Origin of the sequence: Sphingomonas changnyeongensis, assembly GCF_009913435.1 — a bacterium.
In the GTDB taxonomy this organism is placed as follows: Bacteria; Pseudomonadota; Alphaproteobacteria; order Sphingomonadales; family Sphingomonadaceae; genus Sphingomonas_B; species Sphingomonas_B changnyeongensis.
This window is the reverse complement of sequence record NZ_CP047895.1, coordinates 396,702-413,481: the sequence shown is the minus strand read 5'-3', so window position 1 is coordinate 413,481 and position 16,780 is coordinate 396,702. Positions and strand designations below refer to the sequence as shown.

General features: G+C 69.4%; 14 protein-coding genes and 2 pseudogenes. 5 read left to right on the top strand and 11 right to left on the bottom strand.

Going from position 1 to position 16,780, the window contains the following annotated elements:
- Window positions 1-53 precede the first annotated feature (53 nt).
- Together GVO57_RS02040 and GVO57_RS02035 are read right to left on the bottom strand one after the other, a co-directional pair.
- On the bottom strand, window positions 54-617 hold the full coding sequence (locus GVO57_RS02040) for a YceD family protein (RefSeq protein WP_160591421.1): 564 nt from the start codon (window positions 615-617) through the stop codon (window positions 54-56).
- Window positions 614-1,126: a ubiquinol-cytochrome C chaperone family protein gene (locus GVO57_RS02035; protein WP_160591419.1), complete on the bottom strand. Its 513-nt coding sequence runs from the start codon at window positions 1,124-1,126 to the stop codon at window positions 614-616. Before GVO57_RS02035 ends, GVO57_RS02040 begins: the two co-directional genes overlap by 4 nt.
- Window positions 1,127-1,235: 109 nt before the next feature.
- Here GVO57_RS02035 and GVO57_RS02030 point away from each other — a divergent pair, with 109 nt between their 5' ends.
- A complete protein-coding gene (locus GVO57_RS02030; protein ID WP_160591418.1) occupies window positions 1,236-1,724 on the top strand; it encodes an outer membrane protein assembly factor BamE in 489 nt (162 codons plus the stop codon).
- A 181-nt stretch (window positions 1,725-1,905) separates the two neighbouring features.
- On the opposite strand, the gene GVO57_RS02025 is transcribed toward GVO57_RS02030, so the two are convergent.
- Window positions 1,906-4,170 (bottom strand): NADP-dependent malic enzyme, encoded by a 2,265-nt coding sequence (locus tag GVO57_RS02025; protein ID WP_160591417.1) that lies wholly within the window; start codon window positions 4,168-4,170, stop codon window positions 1,906-1,908.
- A 126-nt stretch (window positions 4,171-4,296) separates the two neighbouring features.
- Here GVO57_RS02025 and GVO57_RS02020 point away from each other — a divergent pair, with 126 nt between their 5' ends.
- From GVO57_RS02020 to GVO57_RS02010, 3 genes and pseudogenes are all read left to right on the top strand, one after another.
- A complete protein-coding gene (locus GVO57_RS02020; RefSeq protein ID WP_160593768.1) occupies window positions 4,297-5,346 on the top strand; it encodes a quinone-dependent dihydroorotate dehydrogenase in 1,050 nt (349 codons plus the stop codon).
- Between the two features lie 32 nt (window positions 5,347-5,378).
- A pseudogene (ggt, locus tag GVO57_RS02015) lies at window positions 5,379-7,096 on the top strand (gamma-glutamyltransferase).
- 59 nt (window positions 7,097-7,155) lie between these two features.
- On the top strand, window positions 7,156-8,952 hold the full coding sequence (locus tag GVO57_RS02010; protein ID WP_160591416.1) for an AMP-dependent synthetase/ligase: 1,797 nt from the start codon (window positions 7,156-7,158) through the stop codon (window positions 8,950-8,952).
- A gap of 229 nt (window positions 8,953-9,181) precedes the next feature.
- Here GVO57_RS02010 and GVO57_RS02005 read toward each other — a convergent pair whose 3' ends face one another.
- The 8 genes from GVO57_RS02005 to GVO57_RS01970 form a co-directional block, all read right to left on the bottom strand.
- On the bottom strand, window positions 9,182-9,502 hold the full coding sequence (locus GVO57_RS02005) for a hypothetical protein (RefSeq protein ID WP_160591415.1): 321 nt from the start codon (window positions 9,500-9,502) through the stop codon (window positions 9,182-9,184).
- A gap of 35 nt (window positions 9,503-9,537) precedes the next feature.
- The gene (gene gloB / locus GVO57_RS02000; protein WP_160591414.1) at window positions 9,538-10,269 is read right to left on the bottom strand and encodes a hydroxyacylglutathione hydrolase; all 732 of its coding nucleotides are present in this window, start codon (window positions 10,267-10,269) and stop codon (window positions 9,538-9,540) included.
- A 4-nt stretch (window positions 10,270-10,273) separates the two neighbouring features.
- Window positions 10,274-10,705, bottom strand: coding sequence for a VOC family protein (locus tag GVO57_RS01995; protein WP_160591413.1), 432 nt, complete (start codon window positions 10,703-10,705; stop codon window positions 10,274-10,276).
- Window positions 10,702-11,418, bottom strand: coding sequence for a tetratricopeptide repeat protein (locus GVO57_RS01990; RefSeq protein WP_160591412.1), 717 nt, complete (start codon window positions 11,416-11,418; stop codon window positions 10,702-10,704). Before GVO57_RS01990 ends, GVO57_RS01995 begins: the two co-directional genes overlap by 4 nt.
- A 6-nt stretch (window positions 11,419-11,424) precedes the next feature.
- Window positions 11,425-12,165, bottom strand: a complete 741-nt coding sequence (locus GVO57_RS01985) for an alpha/beta hydrolase (protein ID WP_160591411.1) — start codon at window positions 12,163-12,165, stop codon at window positions 11,425-11,427.
- Complete coding sequence (locus GVO57_RS01980; protein WP_160591410.1) at window positions 12,153-12,407, bottom strand: DUF6356 family protein; 255 nt, start codon at window positions 12,405-12,407, stop codon at window positions 12,153-12,155. The genes GVO57_RS01985 and GVO57_RS01980 overlap by 13 nt, the downstream gene beginning before the upstream one ends.
- A 70-nt stretch (window positions 12,408-12,477) precedes the next feature.
- The gene (locus GVO57_RS01975) at window positions 12,478-13,506 is read right to left on the bottom strand and encodes a M48 family metallopeptidase (protein WP_160591409.1); all 1,029 of its coding nucleotides are present in this window, start codon (window positions 13,504-13,506) and stop codon (window positions 12,478-12,480) included.
- Between the two features lie 15 nt (window positions 13,507-13,521).
- Window positions 13,522-14,595, bottom strand: coding sequence for a YjgN family protein (locus tag GVO57_RS01970; protein ID WP_233281433.1), 1,074 nt, complete (start codon window positions 14,593-14,595; stop codon window positions 13,522-13,524).
- A gap of 122 nt (window positions 14,596-14,717) precedes the next feature.
- Between GVO57_RS01970 and thrS the strand changes: the two are divergent.
- Window positions 14,718-16,732, top strand: a pseudogene (thrS, locus tag GVO57_RS01965) (threonine--tRNA ligase).
- Window positions 16,733-16,780: the final 48 nt, after the last annotated feature.

Below are 16,780 nucleotides of genomic sequence, written 5' to 3'. Positions count from 1 at the left end.
CGCGTGCCCTTGCCTCGCTTTTGGCCGAGCATGGCCGGGCGGAACGTGGGACGTCAATCGGCGGGCGGCATCCGGCCCCTGAGCGCGGCGAGTGCTGCAAAGGCCCCGCCACCCGTGCTGCCGTTTGGCGTCGCAGCCGCCAGCGCGGCATCGGCGTTGGGCGCGCGCGGATAGGGATCGAGCGCAAGCGCGAAGCTTTCGGCGACCAGCTCGCCCAGATCGATCCGCCCGTCCTCGACCGGCAGCGTGTCGAGATCCTCGGCGCTGAGCTCGATCTCCTCCTCCGGGCCGGCGGCGGGGGCATCGGCAACGAAGCGAACCGCGATCGGCACGTCGAGCGCGACCGGCACCGGATCGCCGGTGACGACGCAGTGCTGCACCGCCTCGCCCGATGCGGTGCCGTCGGCATGGATCGCCTCGCCCCGGCGGACGAGGCGCAGCTCCGCCTCCAGCCGCCCGATCGCGGCCAGCCGGAACCGGCCCGCCAGCCGGCGGCGTTCCTCGTCGGTCGCGGTCACCGTGATGGCGCGCGGTTCAGCGCCGATGGTCGATGCCTCGACGGGCCGGGAAAACTCGGGCCCGGAACAGGCCGTGCCTGAAACCTTGGCCGCACTCACGGCATTTCCCCCGCCGCCAGCCGGTCCGCCCCCATGCCGTCCAGCGCCAGCCGCAGCGTGCGCAGCCGGTCTGCGGTGTGGGTGAGGGCGGCGGCCGGCGGTTCCTGCCCGCGATAAAGGTTGCGGACCAGCGCCGCGTCCAGTTCGCCGGTCGCCATGCCGTCGCGATAGGCCCCGATCCGCCCGCCCAGCGCCGCCATCAGCCGGCCCATATGCTTGCCGACCACCATGTCGCCGATGCCGATCTCGCGCAGCTGGCCCTCCATGTCGTCGACGAACAGCTCGGTCAGCCAGACGATGTTCTGCGCCTGGCCCGGCTCGTCTTCCAGCCGGGCATAGACGAGCGCAAGCACCGCGCTGATCATTTCGAACCGGCCGTCGATCGTGTCGGCGACGCCGCCCAGCCGGTACCAGTGCGGTTCGCGGCCGGCCGCGACCACGGCGTTGTAGAGCGGACGCATCGCCTCGCGGGCGTCATTGGACCCGAACAGGCGGGAAAGGAAGGACATGGCGGCTCCATCGGCCCCGCTGCCTTGTGCCGGGGCGTTGCCCCGCATATTGAGGCGCAGGGCGGCAAGCGCAATGCTTGGCCGCACCGGCCATGTCCGGGAGACAGGAATGAGTGTGTTTGGGCGGCGCCTGCGCATCGGTGTCGCGATCCTCGCCATCGCGGTCGGCGCCTCGGGCTGCACCCGCATCAAGGGGCATCAGGGCTATCTGATCGACACCCAGCTGATCGCGACCGTCGAACCGGGCGTCGACAATCGCGATTCGGTGCAGCGCGTGCTCGGCCGCCCGAGCTTTGTCGGCCAGTTCGCCAATCGCGACTGGTATTATCTGGGCATCGAGACGCGCCAGCTTGCCTTCAGTCGCCCGAGCGCGACCGACCAGACGCTGTTCCATGTGCATTTCGATGCCAATGGCAATGTCGCCTCGGTCGGGCGCAGCGGGGTCGAACGGATCGCCCGCATCGATCCGATCAAGGACAAGACCCCGACGCTCGGCCGCGAACGCGGCTTCTTTGCCGAACTGTTCGGCAATATCGGCCGGGTCGGCGCGCCGGGCGCGCAGGGCCAGATGCCCAACGACAATACCGGCGGGCCGTAAGCCGGGGTTTTTTTGGGGGGTGTTTCTTAGTTGGTCGCGGCACCGGCCCGCACCCCCACCCGGCCACCCATATGATACTGCCGTTGGGTGGCCGGGTGGGGGTGCGGGCCGGTGCCGCCCGTGCGGCATAAGCCGCACAACAACACCCCCCCCCCCCGCGCAAACACCTCCCCCCTGATCCTCAGCGCGCGATGCCGCTGGCCGCCAGCACGGCGAGCGTGACCAGTTCCGACGCGGTCGAGCCCATGGTCGCGATCTGCACCTGCTTTTCCATGCCGACCAGCATCGGGCCGATGATCGAATCGCCGCCCAGTTCGCGCAGCAGTTTCGCCGACAGATTGGCCGATTGCAGGCCCGGCATCACCAGCACATTGGCCGGGCCCGACAGGCGGCTGAACGGATAATTGGCCATGACGCGCGGGTTGAGCGCGACGTCGGGGGCCATTTCGCCTTCATATTCGAACCCGACCCCGCGCTGGTCGAGCAGCGCCACCGCGCCGCGGATATTGTCCAGATAGGTGCCCGGCGGGTTGCCGAAGGTCGAATAGCTGAGAAAGGCGACGCGCGGTTCATGGCCCATGCGCCGGGCGACCGCGGCCGTGCGTTCGGCGATGTCGGCCAGTTCATGCGCCTCGGGCCGTTCGTTGACCGTCGTGTCGGCCATGAACACCGTGTGCGACTGGCCGACCAGCACATGGATGCCGAAGGCGATCGACTGGTCGACCGGGTCGAGCACGCGGCGCACCTCACGCATCGTCTGCGCAAAGGTGCGGGTGACGCCGGTGATCATCGCATCCGCCTCGCCCATGTCGAGCAGCAGCGAGGCAAAGATGTTGCGGTCCTGATTGACCATCCGCTCGCATTCGCGGCGCAGATAGCCGCGCCGCTGCAGCCGCGCATAAAGCCGGTCGACCATCTGCGGGACGAGCGGCGAGGTGCGGCTGTTGTGCAGCTCGATGCGGTCGGCGTCGGCATAGCCGAGCGCGGCCAGCCGGTCGCGCACATCGTCGCGCCCGACCAGCACCGGGACGCCATAGCCGCCTTCGAGCACCTGGATCGCCGCGCGCAGCACGACTTCCTCCTCGCCCTCGGCGAACAGCACCCGCTTGGGCTGGGCGCGCGCCGCTTCATAGGCAAGGGTGAGCACCGAGGTGGTCGGGTTGAGCCGCGCTTTCAGCGTGTCGCGATAGGCCGCAAGGTCGAGGATCGGGCGCGTCGCGACGCCCGAATCCATCGCCGCGCGGGCGACGGCGGCTGGCACGACCTCCATCAGCCGGGGATCGAACGGGGCGGGGATGATATAGTCCGGCCCGAAGCTGTGCGTGCGCCCGCCATAGGCGGCGGCGACCTCTTCCGGCACCTGCTGGCGCGCCAGTTCGGCGAGCGCATGGGCGGCGGCGATCTTCATCTCGTCGTTGATCGTCGTCGCGCGCACGTCGAGCGCGCCGCGGAAGATGAACGGGAAGCCGAGGACGTTGTTGACCTGATTGGGATAATCCGACCGGCCGGTGGCGACGATGGCATCGGGGCGCGCGGCCTTGGCCTCGGGCGGGGTGATTTCCGGGTCCGGATTGGCCATGGCGAAGATGATCGGCCGGGGGGCCATTTTCATCACCATTTCGGGCGCGAGCGCGCGTGCCGCCGACAGGCCGAGGAAAATGTCCGCGCCCTCCAGCGCTTCGGCCAGGGTGCGGCGGTCGGTGCGCGCGGCATGGGCCGATTTCCACTGGTCCATCCCGTCGGTGCGGCCCTGATAGATCACGCCCTGCCGGTCGCACATGATGACATTGTCGGGTGCCACGCCCATCGCCTTGATCAGTTCGGTGCAGGCGATGGCGGCGGCCCCGGCACCGTTCACCACCACCTTCACATCGCGCAGCTCGCGGCCGGTGAGCATGCAGGCGTTGATCAGCCCGGCGGCGGTGATGATCGCCGTGCCGTGCTGGTCGTCATGGAACACCGGAATGTTCATCCGCTCGCGCAGCGCCTGTTCGATCACGAAACAGGCCGGGGCGGCGATGTCTTCCAGGTTGATGCCGCCAAAGCTCGGCTCGAGCAGGGCGACCGCGTTGATGAACTGGTCGACATCCTCGGTCGCCACCTCAAGGTCGATGGCGTCGACATCGGCGAAGCGCTTGAACAGCACTGCCTTGCCTTCCATCACCGGCTTGGAGGCAAGCGCGCCCAGATTGCCGAGGCCCAGGATCGCGGTGCCGTTCGAAATCACGGCGACCAGATTGCCCTTGGCCGTATAGTCATAAGCGGTCGCCGGATCGGCGGCGATGGCGCGCACCGGCACGGCGACGCCGGGGGAATAGGCAAGGCTCAGGTCGCGCTGCGTGGCCATCGGCTTCGATGCGACGATCTCCAGCTTTCCCGGCCGGCCATGGGAATGGAACAGCAGCGCCTCGCGCTCCGAAAACTGGACATTGGCGCCTTCGCTCATTCTTTCCTCCGCTATTCTCGCTACGGCTTGCACGACATCGCGTGCGCGCCGGGGGCCTGACAGGCTCCCTAGGACGATGGCGAAGGGGTTTCCAGCCCGGCGACATCGCCTTAGTGCTGAGGCGTGATGCTTTATCCGCTGCTTCGCCCCGCCATCCATGCGCTCGATGCCGAAACCGCGCACCGGCTGACGATTGCGGCGCTCCGCCTTGCGCCGCTTGGCGGCAGGCCGGAGAGCGATCCGGTGCTGGCCTGCCGCGTTGCGGGGCTGGATTTTCCCAATCCGGTCGGGCTGGCGGCGGGGTTCGACAAGGATGCCGAGGTGCCGGCCCGGCTGTTCGCCCTCGGCTTCGGCTTTGTCGAGGTGGGGACGCTCACCCCCCGGCCGCAGGCGGGCAATCCGCGCCCGCGCCTGTTCCGCCTGGCCGAGGACCGGGCGGTCATCAACCGCATGGGCTTCAACAATCAGGGGCAGGAAGCGGCGCTGGCGCGGCTGAGCGCATTCCGGCGGCGCGCGGGGCCGGTCGGCGTCAATATCGGCGCGAACAAGGATGCGGCGGACCGGATCGCCGATTATGCGGCCGGCGCGCGCGCCATGGCCCCGGTCGCCGATTATCTGACCGTCAACATCAGCTCGCCCAACACGCCGGGGCTGCGCGCCTTGCAGGCGGCGGACGCGCTTGCCGATCTGCTCGCCGGGGTGCGGGTCGCGCTGGCCGACCGGCCGGTGCCGGTGTTCCTGAAAGTGGCCCCCGATCTTGCCGCTGATGAGATCGACGCGATTGCGCGGGTGGCGATCGAGGGTGGGGTGGGCGCGCTCATTGTGTCCAACACCACCGTGCAGCGGCCGCCGCTGGCCGCCGCTGATGCGGGCGAACAGGGCGGGCTTTCGGGCGCACCGCTGGCCCCCATCGCGCTTGCCGCGCTCACCGCGTTCCGCGCCGCGACCGGGGGCAGGCTGCCGCTGGTCGCAGCCGGCGGGATCGACAGCGCGGACGAGGCCTATCGCCGCATCCGCGCCGGGGCGAGCCTGGTCCAGCTTTATTCGGCGCTGGTCTATGAAGGGCCGGGGCTGGCGCGGCGCATCGCGCGCGGCCTGGCCGAGCGGCTGAAGCGCGACGGCTTTGTGCGTGTCGCCGACGCGGTCGGCGTCGATGCGCCGCTCGCAGCCGCTTGAGCTTGGCTGAAAGCCCGATAGTGTCGCGAGCGATGTTCAGCCGCGCCCTTGCTCTCGCTTTTGCCGCGCTGGTCGCGGCCGCCCAGCCTCTTGGCGTCCAGCCGGCCGCCGCCCGCTCTGCCGCCCCGGCACCGCTTGCCGGCGGCGTCGTCTCCGCCGCCGATCCGCGCGCGGCCGATGCCGGGCGGCAGATCCTGGCCAAGGGGGGCAGCGCTGCCGATGCGGCGATCGCCATCGCGCTGGCGCTCACCGTGGTCGAGCCGCAAAGCTCGGGCATTGGCGGGGGCGGGTTCCTTGTCCATCACGATGCGCGGACCGGGCGGCTGAGCGGCTTTGACGGGCGCGAGACCGCGCCGCTCGCCGCCGGGCCGGACCTGTTCCTCGGCCCCGATGGCCGGCCAATGTCCGGGGGCGATGCGGTGCCGGGCGGGCGCAGCGTCGGCGTGCCGGGCAATATCCGCATGTTCGCGCTCGCGCATCAGCGCCATGGCCGGCTGCCCTGGAAGGCGCTGTTCACCCCGGCCATCGCGCTGGCGCGCGACGGGTTCCGGATCACGCCGCGCCTGCACGAGTTTCTCGTCAATCGCGGGCGCGGGGCGGCCTTCACCCCTTTGGCCGCGACCTGTTCTTCGATGCCGCCGGCCAGCCGCATCCGGCGGGCACGCTGGTCCGCAATCCGGTGCTGGCGGATACGCTGGCGAAGATCGCGCGGTTCGGGCCGGATCATTTCTATGCCGGGCCGCCGGCGCGCGCCATCGTCGCGGCGGTCACCGGCGCGCCGCGCAACCCGCAGCGTATGACCCCCGGCGATCTTGCCAGCTATGCGGCGCGCGAGCGGCCGGTGCCGTGCGCAACCTATCGCGCGCACCGCATCTGCGGCATGGGGCCGCCCGCATCCGGCCCGATCGCCGTCATCCAGATCCTGAAACAGCTCGAACGGTTCGATCTGCAGGCGATGGGGCCGGGCGATCCGCGCGCCTGGCACCTGATCGCCGAATCGATGCGCCTCGCTTATGCGGATCGCGACGCGCATGTCGCCGATCCCGATTTCGTCGCCGTGCCCGTCGCCGGGCTGATCGATTCCGCCTATCTGGCCGAACGCAGCGCGCTGATCGCGCCTGACCGGCGGATGGCCGACGCCCCGGCCGGGGCGCCGCCGGGCGCGAGCGAGATGATGCGCGCCCCCGCGCCCGAACCGGCATCGACGTCGCACATGGTCGCGGTCGACGGCGCGGGCAATGTCGCCACGCTGACATCAACCATCGAGGGGCCGTTCGGCTCCGGCCTGACGGCGGCGGGCTTTTATCTCAACAACGAGCTCACCGATTTCAGCTTCGCCCCCGAAAAGGACGGCCGCCGCGTCGCCAACCGGGTGGAGCCGGGCAAGCGGCCGCGCAGCTCGATGGCGCCGATGATCGTCTATGCCCCCGACGGCCATGTCCGGCTGGCACTGGGTGCGGCGGGCGGGTCGACGATCATCGCCCAGGTGGCCAAGGCGATCATCGCGGTGCTCGACTGGGGCATGACCGCCGAGGCCGCGATCGCCGCGCCGCAAATCTATGCGACCGGCGACACGCTGGTGATCGAACAGGGCAGTGCTCTCGAGGCATTGGCCCCGGCGCTGACCGCGCTCGGCCACCGGCCGGCTGCGCGCACGCTGCCGCTCAAGGGCAATGCCGCCGAATGGCGCGACGGGGCGTGGAGCGGGGCTGCCGACCGGCGCAGCGAAGGCGCGGCCTTCAAACAGTAACGACAACGACCATAAAACAGGGCGCAGCCACGGGACTGCGCCGCGGGCAGGAGGATCGGATGCGGCAGTTCGAGCAATTCCCCAATCTGGTGACGATGTTCTTCACCCGCGCTGAAGAACGCGGCGATGCGCCCTTCCTGTGGGCGCGGCGCGGGGGGACGTGGCAGTCGATCAGCTGGGCCGATGCAGCGCGGCGCGTGACTGCGCTCGCCCAGGCGCTCGAGCGGATGGGGCTGAAACCCGGCGACCGGGTGATGCTGGTGTCGGAAAACCGGCCCGAATGGTGCATCGCCGATCTGGCGATCATGGCGGCGGGCTGCGTCACCGTGCCGACCTACACGACCAATACCGAGCGCGATCACCAGCACATCCTCGACAATAGCGGGGCTGCCGCCGTGATCGTGTCGAGCGACAAGCTGGCGCGGAGCCTGCTGCCCGCCGTGCTGCGGTCCGACACGGCCCGGCACGTCATCTCGATCGAGCCGCTGCGCCCCGCCCAGGCCGGCGCGCAGGAGTTTCATCTGTGGGACGCGCTGATCGCCGCCGAGACGCCCGACGTCGCCGGCCGCGCGGCGCGGGTGGCGGCGACGATGGCGCGCGGCGACACCGCCTGCATCATCTATACCAGCGGCACCGGCGGCGCGCCGCGCGGCGTGTGCCAGCATCATGGTGCGATCCTGCTCAATGTCGAGGGCTGCATCGACATCATCAGCGAGGATTTCGGCTGGGGGGACGAGGTGTTCCTGTCCTTCCTGCCTTTGTCCCACGCCTATGAGCATAGCGGCGGCCAGTTCCTTCCCATCGGGCTGGGCGGGCAGATCTATTATGCCGAGAGCCTCGAAAAGCTTGCCGCTAATATCGAGGAGGTGCGCCCGACCATCATGGTCGTGGTGCCGCGGCTGTTCGAGGTGCTGCGTCAGCGCATCGTCAAGAACATCGACAAGCAGGGCGGACTGGCGCCGCAGCTGCTGCGCCGCGCGCTGGCGCTGGGGGCCAAGGATCTGGCCGGCGGCATTCCGATCTGGGACCGGCCGATGGACCTGCTGCTCGGGCGGCTGTTCCGGCCCAAGGTGCAGGCGAAGTTCGGCGGCCGCATCAAGGCGCTCGTCTCCGGCGGCGCGCCGCTCAACCCCGAAATCGGCGTGTTCTTCCACGCGCTCGGCATCACCCTGCTCCAGGGCTATGGCCAGACCGAGAGCGGCCCGGTGATCAGCTGCAACCGGCCCAAGGCGGGGCTGGCTATGCACACGGTCGGCCCGCCGCTCACCAAGGTCGAGGTGCGGATCGCCGAGGATGGCGAGATCCTGTGCCGGGGCGAACTCGTCATGCACGGCTATTGGCGCAACGAGGCCGAGACGGCGCGGGTGCTGAAGGATGGCTGGCTGCACACCGGCGATATCGGCCATTTCGATTCAGCCGGGCGGATCGTCATCACCGACCGGAAAAAGGACCTGATCGTCAACGACAAGGGCGACAATGTCTCGCCCCAGAAGGTCGAGGGTATGCTGACCCTGCAGCCCGAAATCCTGCAGGCGATGGTCTATGGCGACCGGCGGCCCTATCTGGTCGGGGTGATCGTTCCCGATCCCGAATGGACGGCGGAATGGGCGGTCGCCAACGACTATAAATGCGATTTTTCCGCGCTGTCGGACAATCCGGCCTATCGCCAGGCGCTGATGGCGGCGGTGGACCGGGTCAATCGCGACCTGTCGGTGATCGAGAAGGTGCGCCGGATCATCGTCGCCGACGCGCCGTTTTCGATCGAGAATGAGCAGCTGACCCCGTCGATGAAGATCCGCCGCCATGTGCTGAAACAGGCCTATGGCGAAAGGCTCGACGCGCTCTACCGGGGCTGAGGGGGCTGGCTCTCGCGTCTTGTTTGTCGCGGCACCGGCCCGCGACCGGTTGTTTTTGCTGCGCCTCGCGGCGCAGGGGCCGGTGCCGCGACCAAAGAAAGACCTCAGCCGGGCGTGCGGTAGGGCACGAACTCGCCGAGCGCGCAGCTGCCGCCGCTGAAGCCGGCGACCAGATCGCTCACGGTCAGGATGTCGCCGCGGCACAGCCTGGTGGTCGGCGTCTGGCTGATCAGCGTCGAACCGGGGGCAAGGCCCGGGCAGCCCCCGGCGGGTCGTTGCGATAGACGAGCTTGCTGTTGACCCGGTAGAGGATCGTGCGGTCGCCGACATGGCGGCTGCTGCGCGCTTCGGTCAGCGAGATGCAGTTGACCGGCTTGCCGGCCGTCTTGCCCGCCAGCCACTGCGCCTCGATCTTCGCGTCGTTCGGATGAACCGGGCGTTCCTTCGCGGTGCCCGCATCGCCTTGCGCCACCGTCGATGCGCTGAGCGCCGCCACACCGGCCACGACCGCGAGCGCGGCTTTGGCCTTCAGTCCGATACCCTTTGCCATCGCTGTCTCTCCTTCGCTTCACACTCCATACGCACTCAACCGGCAAAACTGTCCTTGGCGGCACGCCGCGCCGCCAGCTCGTCGGCGTCGCGGGCGCGCATGAACGGGTTGGTCGCCCGCTCGCGCGCGATCGTCGTCGGCACGGTCGCGCGCCCCGCTGCACGCGCGGCGATCACCTCGTCGAGCCGCGCGGCGATGGCGGCATTGTCCGGCTCGGCGGTCACGGCGAACCGCGCATTGCCGAGCGTATATTCATGCGCGCAGTAAACCTCGGTCTCGCCGGGCAGGGCGGACAGGCGCTGCATGTTTGCAAACATCTGCGCGGCATCGCCCTCGAACAGCCGCCCGCAGCCCATGGCGAACAGCGTGTCGCCGACAAACACCGCCCCGGCCATGGGCAGGTGATAGGCGATATGGCCCGCCGTATGGGCCGGCACGTCGATCACCTCGCCCGTGAATGCGCCCAGGCTGACCGTCTCGCCGCCCGCGACCGCCCGGTCGATGCCGGGGATACGGTCAGCCTCGCCGGCCGGGCCGGTGATCGTGCAGCCGGTCGCCGCCTTGATCGCGGCATTGCCGCCGACATGATCGGGGTGCCAGTGGGTGTTCCAGATCTGGCCGATCGTCCAGCCGCGCGCGGCGGCGGCGGCCAGCACCGGCTCGGCCACCGCCGGATCGATCACCGCCGTGTCGCCCGAGGCCGGATCATGCGCCAGCCAGACATAATTGTCCGCCAGCACCGGCACGGCGATGATCTCGAGCCGCATCGGATCACCAGCTGCCGGTATTGGGCATCGATGCCCAGGGTTCTGCCGGGGGAAGATAGCCGTCCTGCAGCAGTTCGACCGAAATGCCGTCCGGCGTCTTCACGAACGCCATATGCCCGTCGCGCGGCGGGCGGTTGATCGTCACCCCGGCGTCCATCAGCCGCTGGCAGGTGTCGTAGATATTGTCGACGCGGTAGGCGAGATGGCCGAAATTGCGCCCGCCCGTATAGGTTTCGGCGCTGCCGTCCTCTGCCGGCCAGTTATAGGTCAGCTCGACCTCGGCGACCCCGGCCTGGCCGGGCGCTGCAAGGAAGATCAGGGTGAAACGCCCCTGTTCGCTGTCGAACCGGCGCACCTCCTCAAGCCCGAGCAGCTGGAAGAAGCGGACGGTCGCGTCCGGATCGGACACGCGGATCATCGTGTGAAGATATTTCATGGTGCCTCTGGCTGGCCCGCAGGGGCCAATCGGTCAAGGGCAGCTTGCGCCATTCCGGCAGCATCGCTGCCGGGCTGCGCCTTGATCGCCGCCTCGAACGCCAGCCGCGCGGCAGCCGGCGCACCGGCGGCAAGCGCGATCTGCCCGGCTTCGAGTGCGACCATCGCATCGTCGGGCGCGCGGGTGCCGGCAGCGGCGATATCGGCGCGGGCGCGGTCGAGATCGCCCATCCGCCGCGCAAGCGTCGCCGACAGCAGCCAGGCGAGCGGATCATCGGGCGCCAGCTTCAGCGCCTCGTCCAGATCGGTGCGCGCCTCGGCGAGCGCATTCAGCCCGACATTGGCGCGGGCGCGGTCCAGCCGCGCCTCGCCGCGCGCCATCCCGGTCAGGTCGGGCGCGCTGAGCGCCTTGTCGAGCGCCAGCCGCGCGGCGGCATATTCGCCCCCGGCCAGCCGCGCATTGCCCGCCTGCACCCAGAGATTGGCGGCAACGGCCTCGTCGCGCCCGGCCGCCGCCTCGCGCGCCGCCTGTTCGAATGCGGTCGCCGCCGACGGCCAGCGCTGCTGCGCCAGATAGGCAAAGGCAAGGCATTGGCGGGCGAGCACGCCGCCGCCCTTCAGATGCCAGGCACCCGCGATCTGCGCTGCACGCACCGGATCGGCGCGCACCTCGTCAAGACAGGAGGCTTCGGCGGCGATCAGCATCATGAGCATCGGTGCTCAGTCCCCGGTCAGTTCTGCAACCGTCGCTTCGATCAGGGAAAGGTCCTGCGGCCGCGACAGTCTGTGATCGCCATTCTTGACCAGGATTGTCCGAACCTCAGATGAACGAAGACGCGCGGCCAGATCCAGTGCGATCTGCCATGGTACATCCGGGTCGTCCTGGCCCTGGACCAGCCGCACCGGGCAATCGATCGCAATAACGCTGTCCAGCAGGCGCAGTTTCTGACCCGCTTCGAAAAAACCGCGGGTGGTGACCAGCGGCGCGCCATAATCGGAGGGTCGGGCGATCCGCCCCTCGGCGATGATCCGCGCCTTGTCGGCGGCGTCATAGCCCCAGTCGGTGAAATCGGGCGCGGCGGCGAGGCCGACCAGCCCGGCGATTCGTTCGGGCCGGGCGAGCGCCGCCAGCAGCGCGATCCAGCCGCCCATCGACGATCCGACCAGGATCAGCGGCCCCGTCGTGCGGTCGATCATCGCCAGCGCGTCGTCGCGCCAGCTCGCCAGCGTCTCGTCCTCGAACCGGCCCGCGCTGTCGCCGCAGCCGGCATAGTCGAACCGCAGCATCGCCCGGCCATGGCGCGCGGCCCAGGCGTCGAGCGCCACCGCCTTGGTGCCGGCCATGTCGCTGGCATAGCCGGGCAGGAACAGGATGGTCGGGCCTGCACCCGGCCGGTGGCGGAAGGCGAGCGCCGGGCGGCCAGGCCGTTCCAGCCGCTCGGGCGGGGTCAGATCACCCATTCGATCGACAGCATCTCGATATTGGCGCGGCGCTTGGCATCGCGCTTGGCGACCATCTGGTCATAAAGCCGCTTCACCGTGCCGCTGCCCGTGGTCACGAACAGCGCCGGCACCAGCGCATGGACCATGCAGGCCAGCCCGCCCGCCACCATCCGCACGCCAAACCCGCCGGCGGCGGCGAAATGCTCGGCATAGGTTTCGCCGACCTGGCGGGGATGGTCGCGGAACAGGCGGTCGAACATCGCGGATGTTTCCTTGTCGTCTGGGTCTGGCACCGCATCTAGCACAGCCGGGCGGCCAAATCCCAGCCGCTTAACCGGTTGGCGGCCCGTCGCAGATCCGGCGCAGCGCCTGCCAGTCGCGGGCGGACAGCGCCGGGCTGGCCGGGGCGCCTGCGCCTGCGCGGCGGAACCGGGCGGCGCGGCCGGCGGGATCGGGATGGGTCGACAGATAGGTCATGCCCGGCAGGCTGGTGGTCGCGTCCTCGCCCGCCACCCGGTCGAAGAACCGCGCCGTCGCCAGCGGCGAGATTTGCGCCCGGGCGAGCATGGCCATGGCATCGTCATCCGCCTCCCGCTCGGCGGCGCGGGTGAAACTCAGCTGCGCCAGCCCGTCGAGATTGCCGCCCACCGATCCGCCGAGCGTCGCCGCGAACATGCCCAGCCCCAGCTGCCTGACCATCGCCTGCGTGACATGGCGGCGGCGGACATGGGCGATTTCATGGGCAAGCACGCCGGCCAGCTCGTCCGGCCCGGCGGCATCGCGGATCAGCGGCGCGAAGATCACGATCTGGCGCGCGGGCAGGGCGGCGGCATTGGCGACCGGCAGGTCGACCACCCTGACGCGCAGGTCACCGGCACCGGGATCGAGCCGCGCGACCAGCCGGGCGAGCGCCTGTTCCCCTTTCGCCGACCGGCAGAAATGGCCGCCGAAATCGCCGACCATCGCGTTGCCATAGGCCCGCTCGACCGATTCGGGGATCAGCGGTGCGAGCAGCACCGGGGCGTAGAAACCCAGCGCCACGACGCCCGCCGACAGCGCGGCGAAGACCAGCAGCGCCCGCCCCGGGCCGATCCGGTCGATCCAGCGGCCATAGCCGTGGCGGCGGGGGAACAGCCCATCCACCGCCGGGTCGACCGGCGGCGGCACGCGCAGCCGCCAGCCGTCATGGCCGGGGCGCATCAGCGTGATCCCGCCGGTCTGCCGGTCGACCAGCCTCAGCTCGCCGGCCGGGATCGCCTTGCACCCGCCTGATGCGTCGGACAGCAGCAACATGCCGTCCGCCGCCGTCACCTCGACGTCGCGGCGGACGCCCGTCTGCCCGTCATAGAGCGCTGCCACGGCGCGACCGCCCAGTCAGATCGCGCCGATGTCGAACGCCGTTGCCAGCCCCTCGGCATCGCCGCCGGTCGCGTCGGGCGACTGGGTGAGGGCATCCAGATCGACATGCCCCATCGCCTCCAGATGGCGGATAAAGAACGCCCAGTTGCGATAGGCGATGAACCCGGCCCCCAGCCCCAGCGTGCCGATGACGAGCAGCGCATGGCCGAGGAACAGCCTGATCCAGTCGGCGGTGCGCGCGGTGAAGGTGAAGCGCAGCGGGCCGAGGGCGAGATTGCCGATCACCTCGCGCATGAACGCGGCATAATAGCCCGCGCCGAGCAGGGCGATAAGGGCATAGGCGAGCAGGACGGCAAACACCGCCGTGACCGGCGACGGCGTGGCGCCGGCCACCGCCCCCAGGCCGAGCATCGGCACCAGAAACAGGACGACCAACACCGGGCTGGCGAGCACCAGCAGCCAGCGGCCCATCAGCCCCGTCGTGCTCGCCTCCGCCGCAAAGCGGTGCGGACCGAACCCCATGGCGTTCCAGCGTTCGTTCCACAGCGCGGTCATCGACCAGGGAATGGCAAGGCCGAGCGGCAGCGCGCCGAGCAGCGACTTGGCCAGATAGCTGGCACCATAGCCCCAGCCGCCGCTGGTGCCGCCGCCGTGGATGCCGTGCCAATAGGTGCGCGACAGCCGGTAGCGCAGCGCGCGATAGCGGGCGACGCCGACCAGCATGATCAGCCCGGCATAGGCAATGACGGCGATCAGCCCGGCCAGCGCCAGCTCGCCGCGCATGGCCAGCGCCTCTATCCCGGACTGCACGATGAGCAGCGCCGGCACGAACAGCAGCAGCACGACCAGAAAGCCGCGAAACATCTCGCCGCCGGTGCCGGCCCATTCCAGCCGGTCGTCGATGAACTGTGTGTTCGCCCACAGATAACGCCGCGTGCGTGTCGTCGCCCAGAACCGGTAGATGCCGAGCGTGACGATCGTCAGCAGCAGGTTGGTGACGGCGATCGGCAGAAACTCCCGCCATCTGCCGGTGAAGACAAAAGCGCTGTCCGGCGTGTCAAAGCCGGCATCATGCGCTGCCATGTTCATCTAAATCCCCCATATTGAACGGCTTCACCGCTCAGGTTGGCCCAGCCTCGCCGCCCTCGCAAGCCATGAGCGCATCCATTTCCGTCTCTTGTCCCCGTTGCGCCAGCCGCTATGGGAAGCCCATGTCCGAGATGATCCGCATCACCCTGCCCGATGGTTCCGTGCGCGATGTGCCGCCGGGCACCAGCGCGGCCGACATTGCCGCCGCGATCGGTCCCGGCCTGGCCAAGGCGGCGCTGGCCGCGCGCGTCAATGGCGAGCTGCGCGACCTTGGCCGCCCGATCGACGGCGATGCCGAACTGGCGCTGATCACCGCGCGCGACGAGGCCGATGCGCTTGAGCTGGTGCGCCACGATTACGCCCATGTCCTCGCCGAAGCGGTGCAGGCGCTTTATCCGGGCACGCAGATCACCTTCGGCCCGGCGACCGATGACGGCTTTTATTATGACGTGATGGCGCCGGCGTCGCGGCCGCCCTTCTCGATGGACGACCTGCCGGCCATCGAGGAGAAGATGCGCGAGATCATCCGCGCCGACAAGCCGCTGGTCCGCGAGGTCTGGTCCCGCCAGCGGCTGATCGACAAATGGGAGGCCGAGGGCGAGCGGTTCAAGGCCGAATGGGCGCGCGAACTGCCCGAAGGCGAGGAGCTGACCGTCTATTGGTCGGGCCAGCCGGGCGCGCCCGGTTCCTGGCTCGACATGTGCCGGGGGCCGCATCTGGCCTCGACCGGGCGGCTCGATCCGCAGGCGTTCAAGCTGATGCGCGTGGCCGGGGCCTATTGGCGCGGCGACCAGCGCAATGCCCAGCTGACGCGCATCTACGGCACCGGCTGGCTTAACAAGAAGCAGCTCGACCAGCATCTGACCCGGCTGGAGGAAGCGGCCAAGCGCGACCATCGCCGGCTGGGGCAGGAGATGGACCTGTTCCACCTGCAGGCCGAGGCGCATGGTTCAGTGTTCTGGCATCCGCGCGGCTATGTGATCTGGCGCGCGCTCGAGGCCTATATGCGCCGCGCGATCGACGGCGCGGGTTACCGCGAGGTCAAGACGCCGCAGGTGATGGACGCCCGGCAATGGGAACAGTCCGGCCATTGGGGCAAATATCGCGAAAACATGTTCGTCATCCCCGACGAGGTGCCGAACGTCGATGATGACGGCCCGATCGTGTCGGCCGATGCCGACTGGATGGCGCTGAAGCCGATGAACTGCCCGGCGCATGTGCTGATCTTCCGCCAGGGCATCAAATCCTATCGGGATCTGCCGCTGCGCCTGTATGAAAATGGCTGTTGCCACCGCAACGAGCCGCATGGCGCGCTGCACGGGCTGATGCGGGTGCGCCAGTTCACGCAGGACGATGCGCATATCTTCTGCCGCGAGGACCAGATCGTCGAGGAGGTGCGGGCGTTCTGCGCGCTTGCCGACCGGATCTACAAGGATTTCGGCTTCACCTATTCGATCAAGCTCGCGCTGCGCCCCGAAAAGCGTTTCGGCACCGACGAGATGTGGGACAAGGCCGAGGCCGAGTTGCGCAATGCCGTCGCCGCGGCGGGGCTGGCGACGCCCGAATATGGCTGGGAGGAGCTGCCGGGCGAGGGCGCATTCTATGCCCCAAGCTCGAATGGCACCTGACCGATGCGATCGGCCGCACCTGGCAGGTCGGCACCATCCAGTCGGACCGGGTGCTGCCTGAACGGCTCGACGCGTCCTATGTCGGCGAGGATGGCGAGCGTCACCGGCCGGTGATGCTGCACCGCGCGATCTTCGGTTCCTACGAACGCTTCATCGGCATCCTGATCGAGCATTATGCCGGGCGCTTCCCGCTCTGGCTGGCGCCGGTGCAGGCGGTGGTCGCGACCATCGTGTCCGACGCCGATGACTATGCGCGCGCGGTCGTCGAGCGGCTGAAGGGGCTGGGGCTGCGCGTCGAGGCCGATCTGCGCAACGAGAAGATCAACTACAAGGTGCGTGAGCACAGCCTGGCCAAGACCCCCTATCTGCTCGTGATCGGCAAGCGCGAGGCGGAAGAGGGCATGGTCGCGCTGCGCCCGCTCGGCGCCGATGCCCGGCAGGAGGTGCTGTCGCTCGATGAGGTGGCGGCCCGGCTGGCGGCGGAGGCGCTGGCGCCGGATCTGCGCTGATCGGGAAGAACGGCACCCGGTGTTTCCGTTTGGGAAGAACGGCACCGG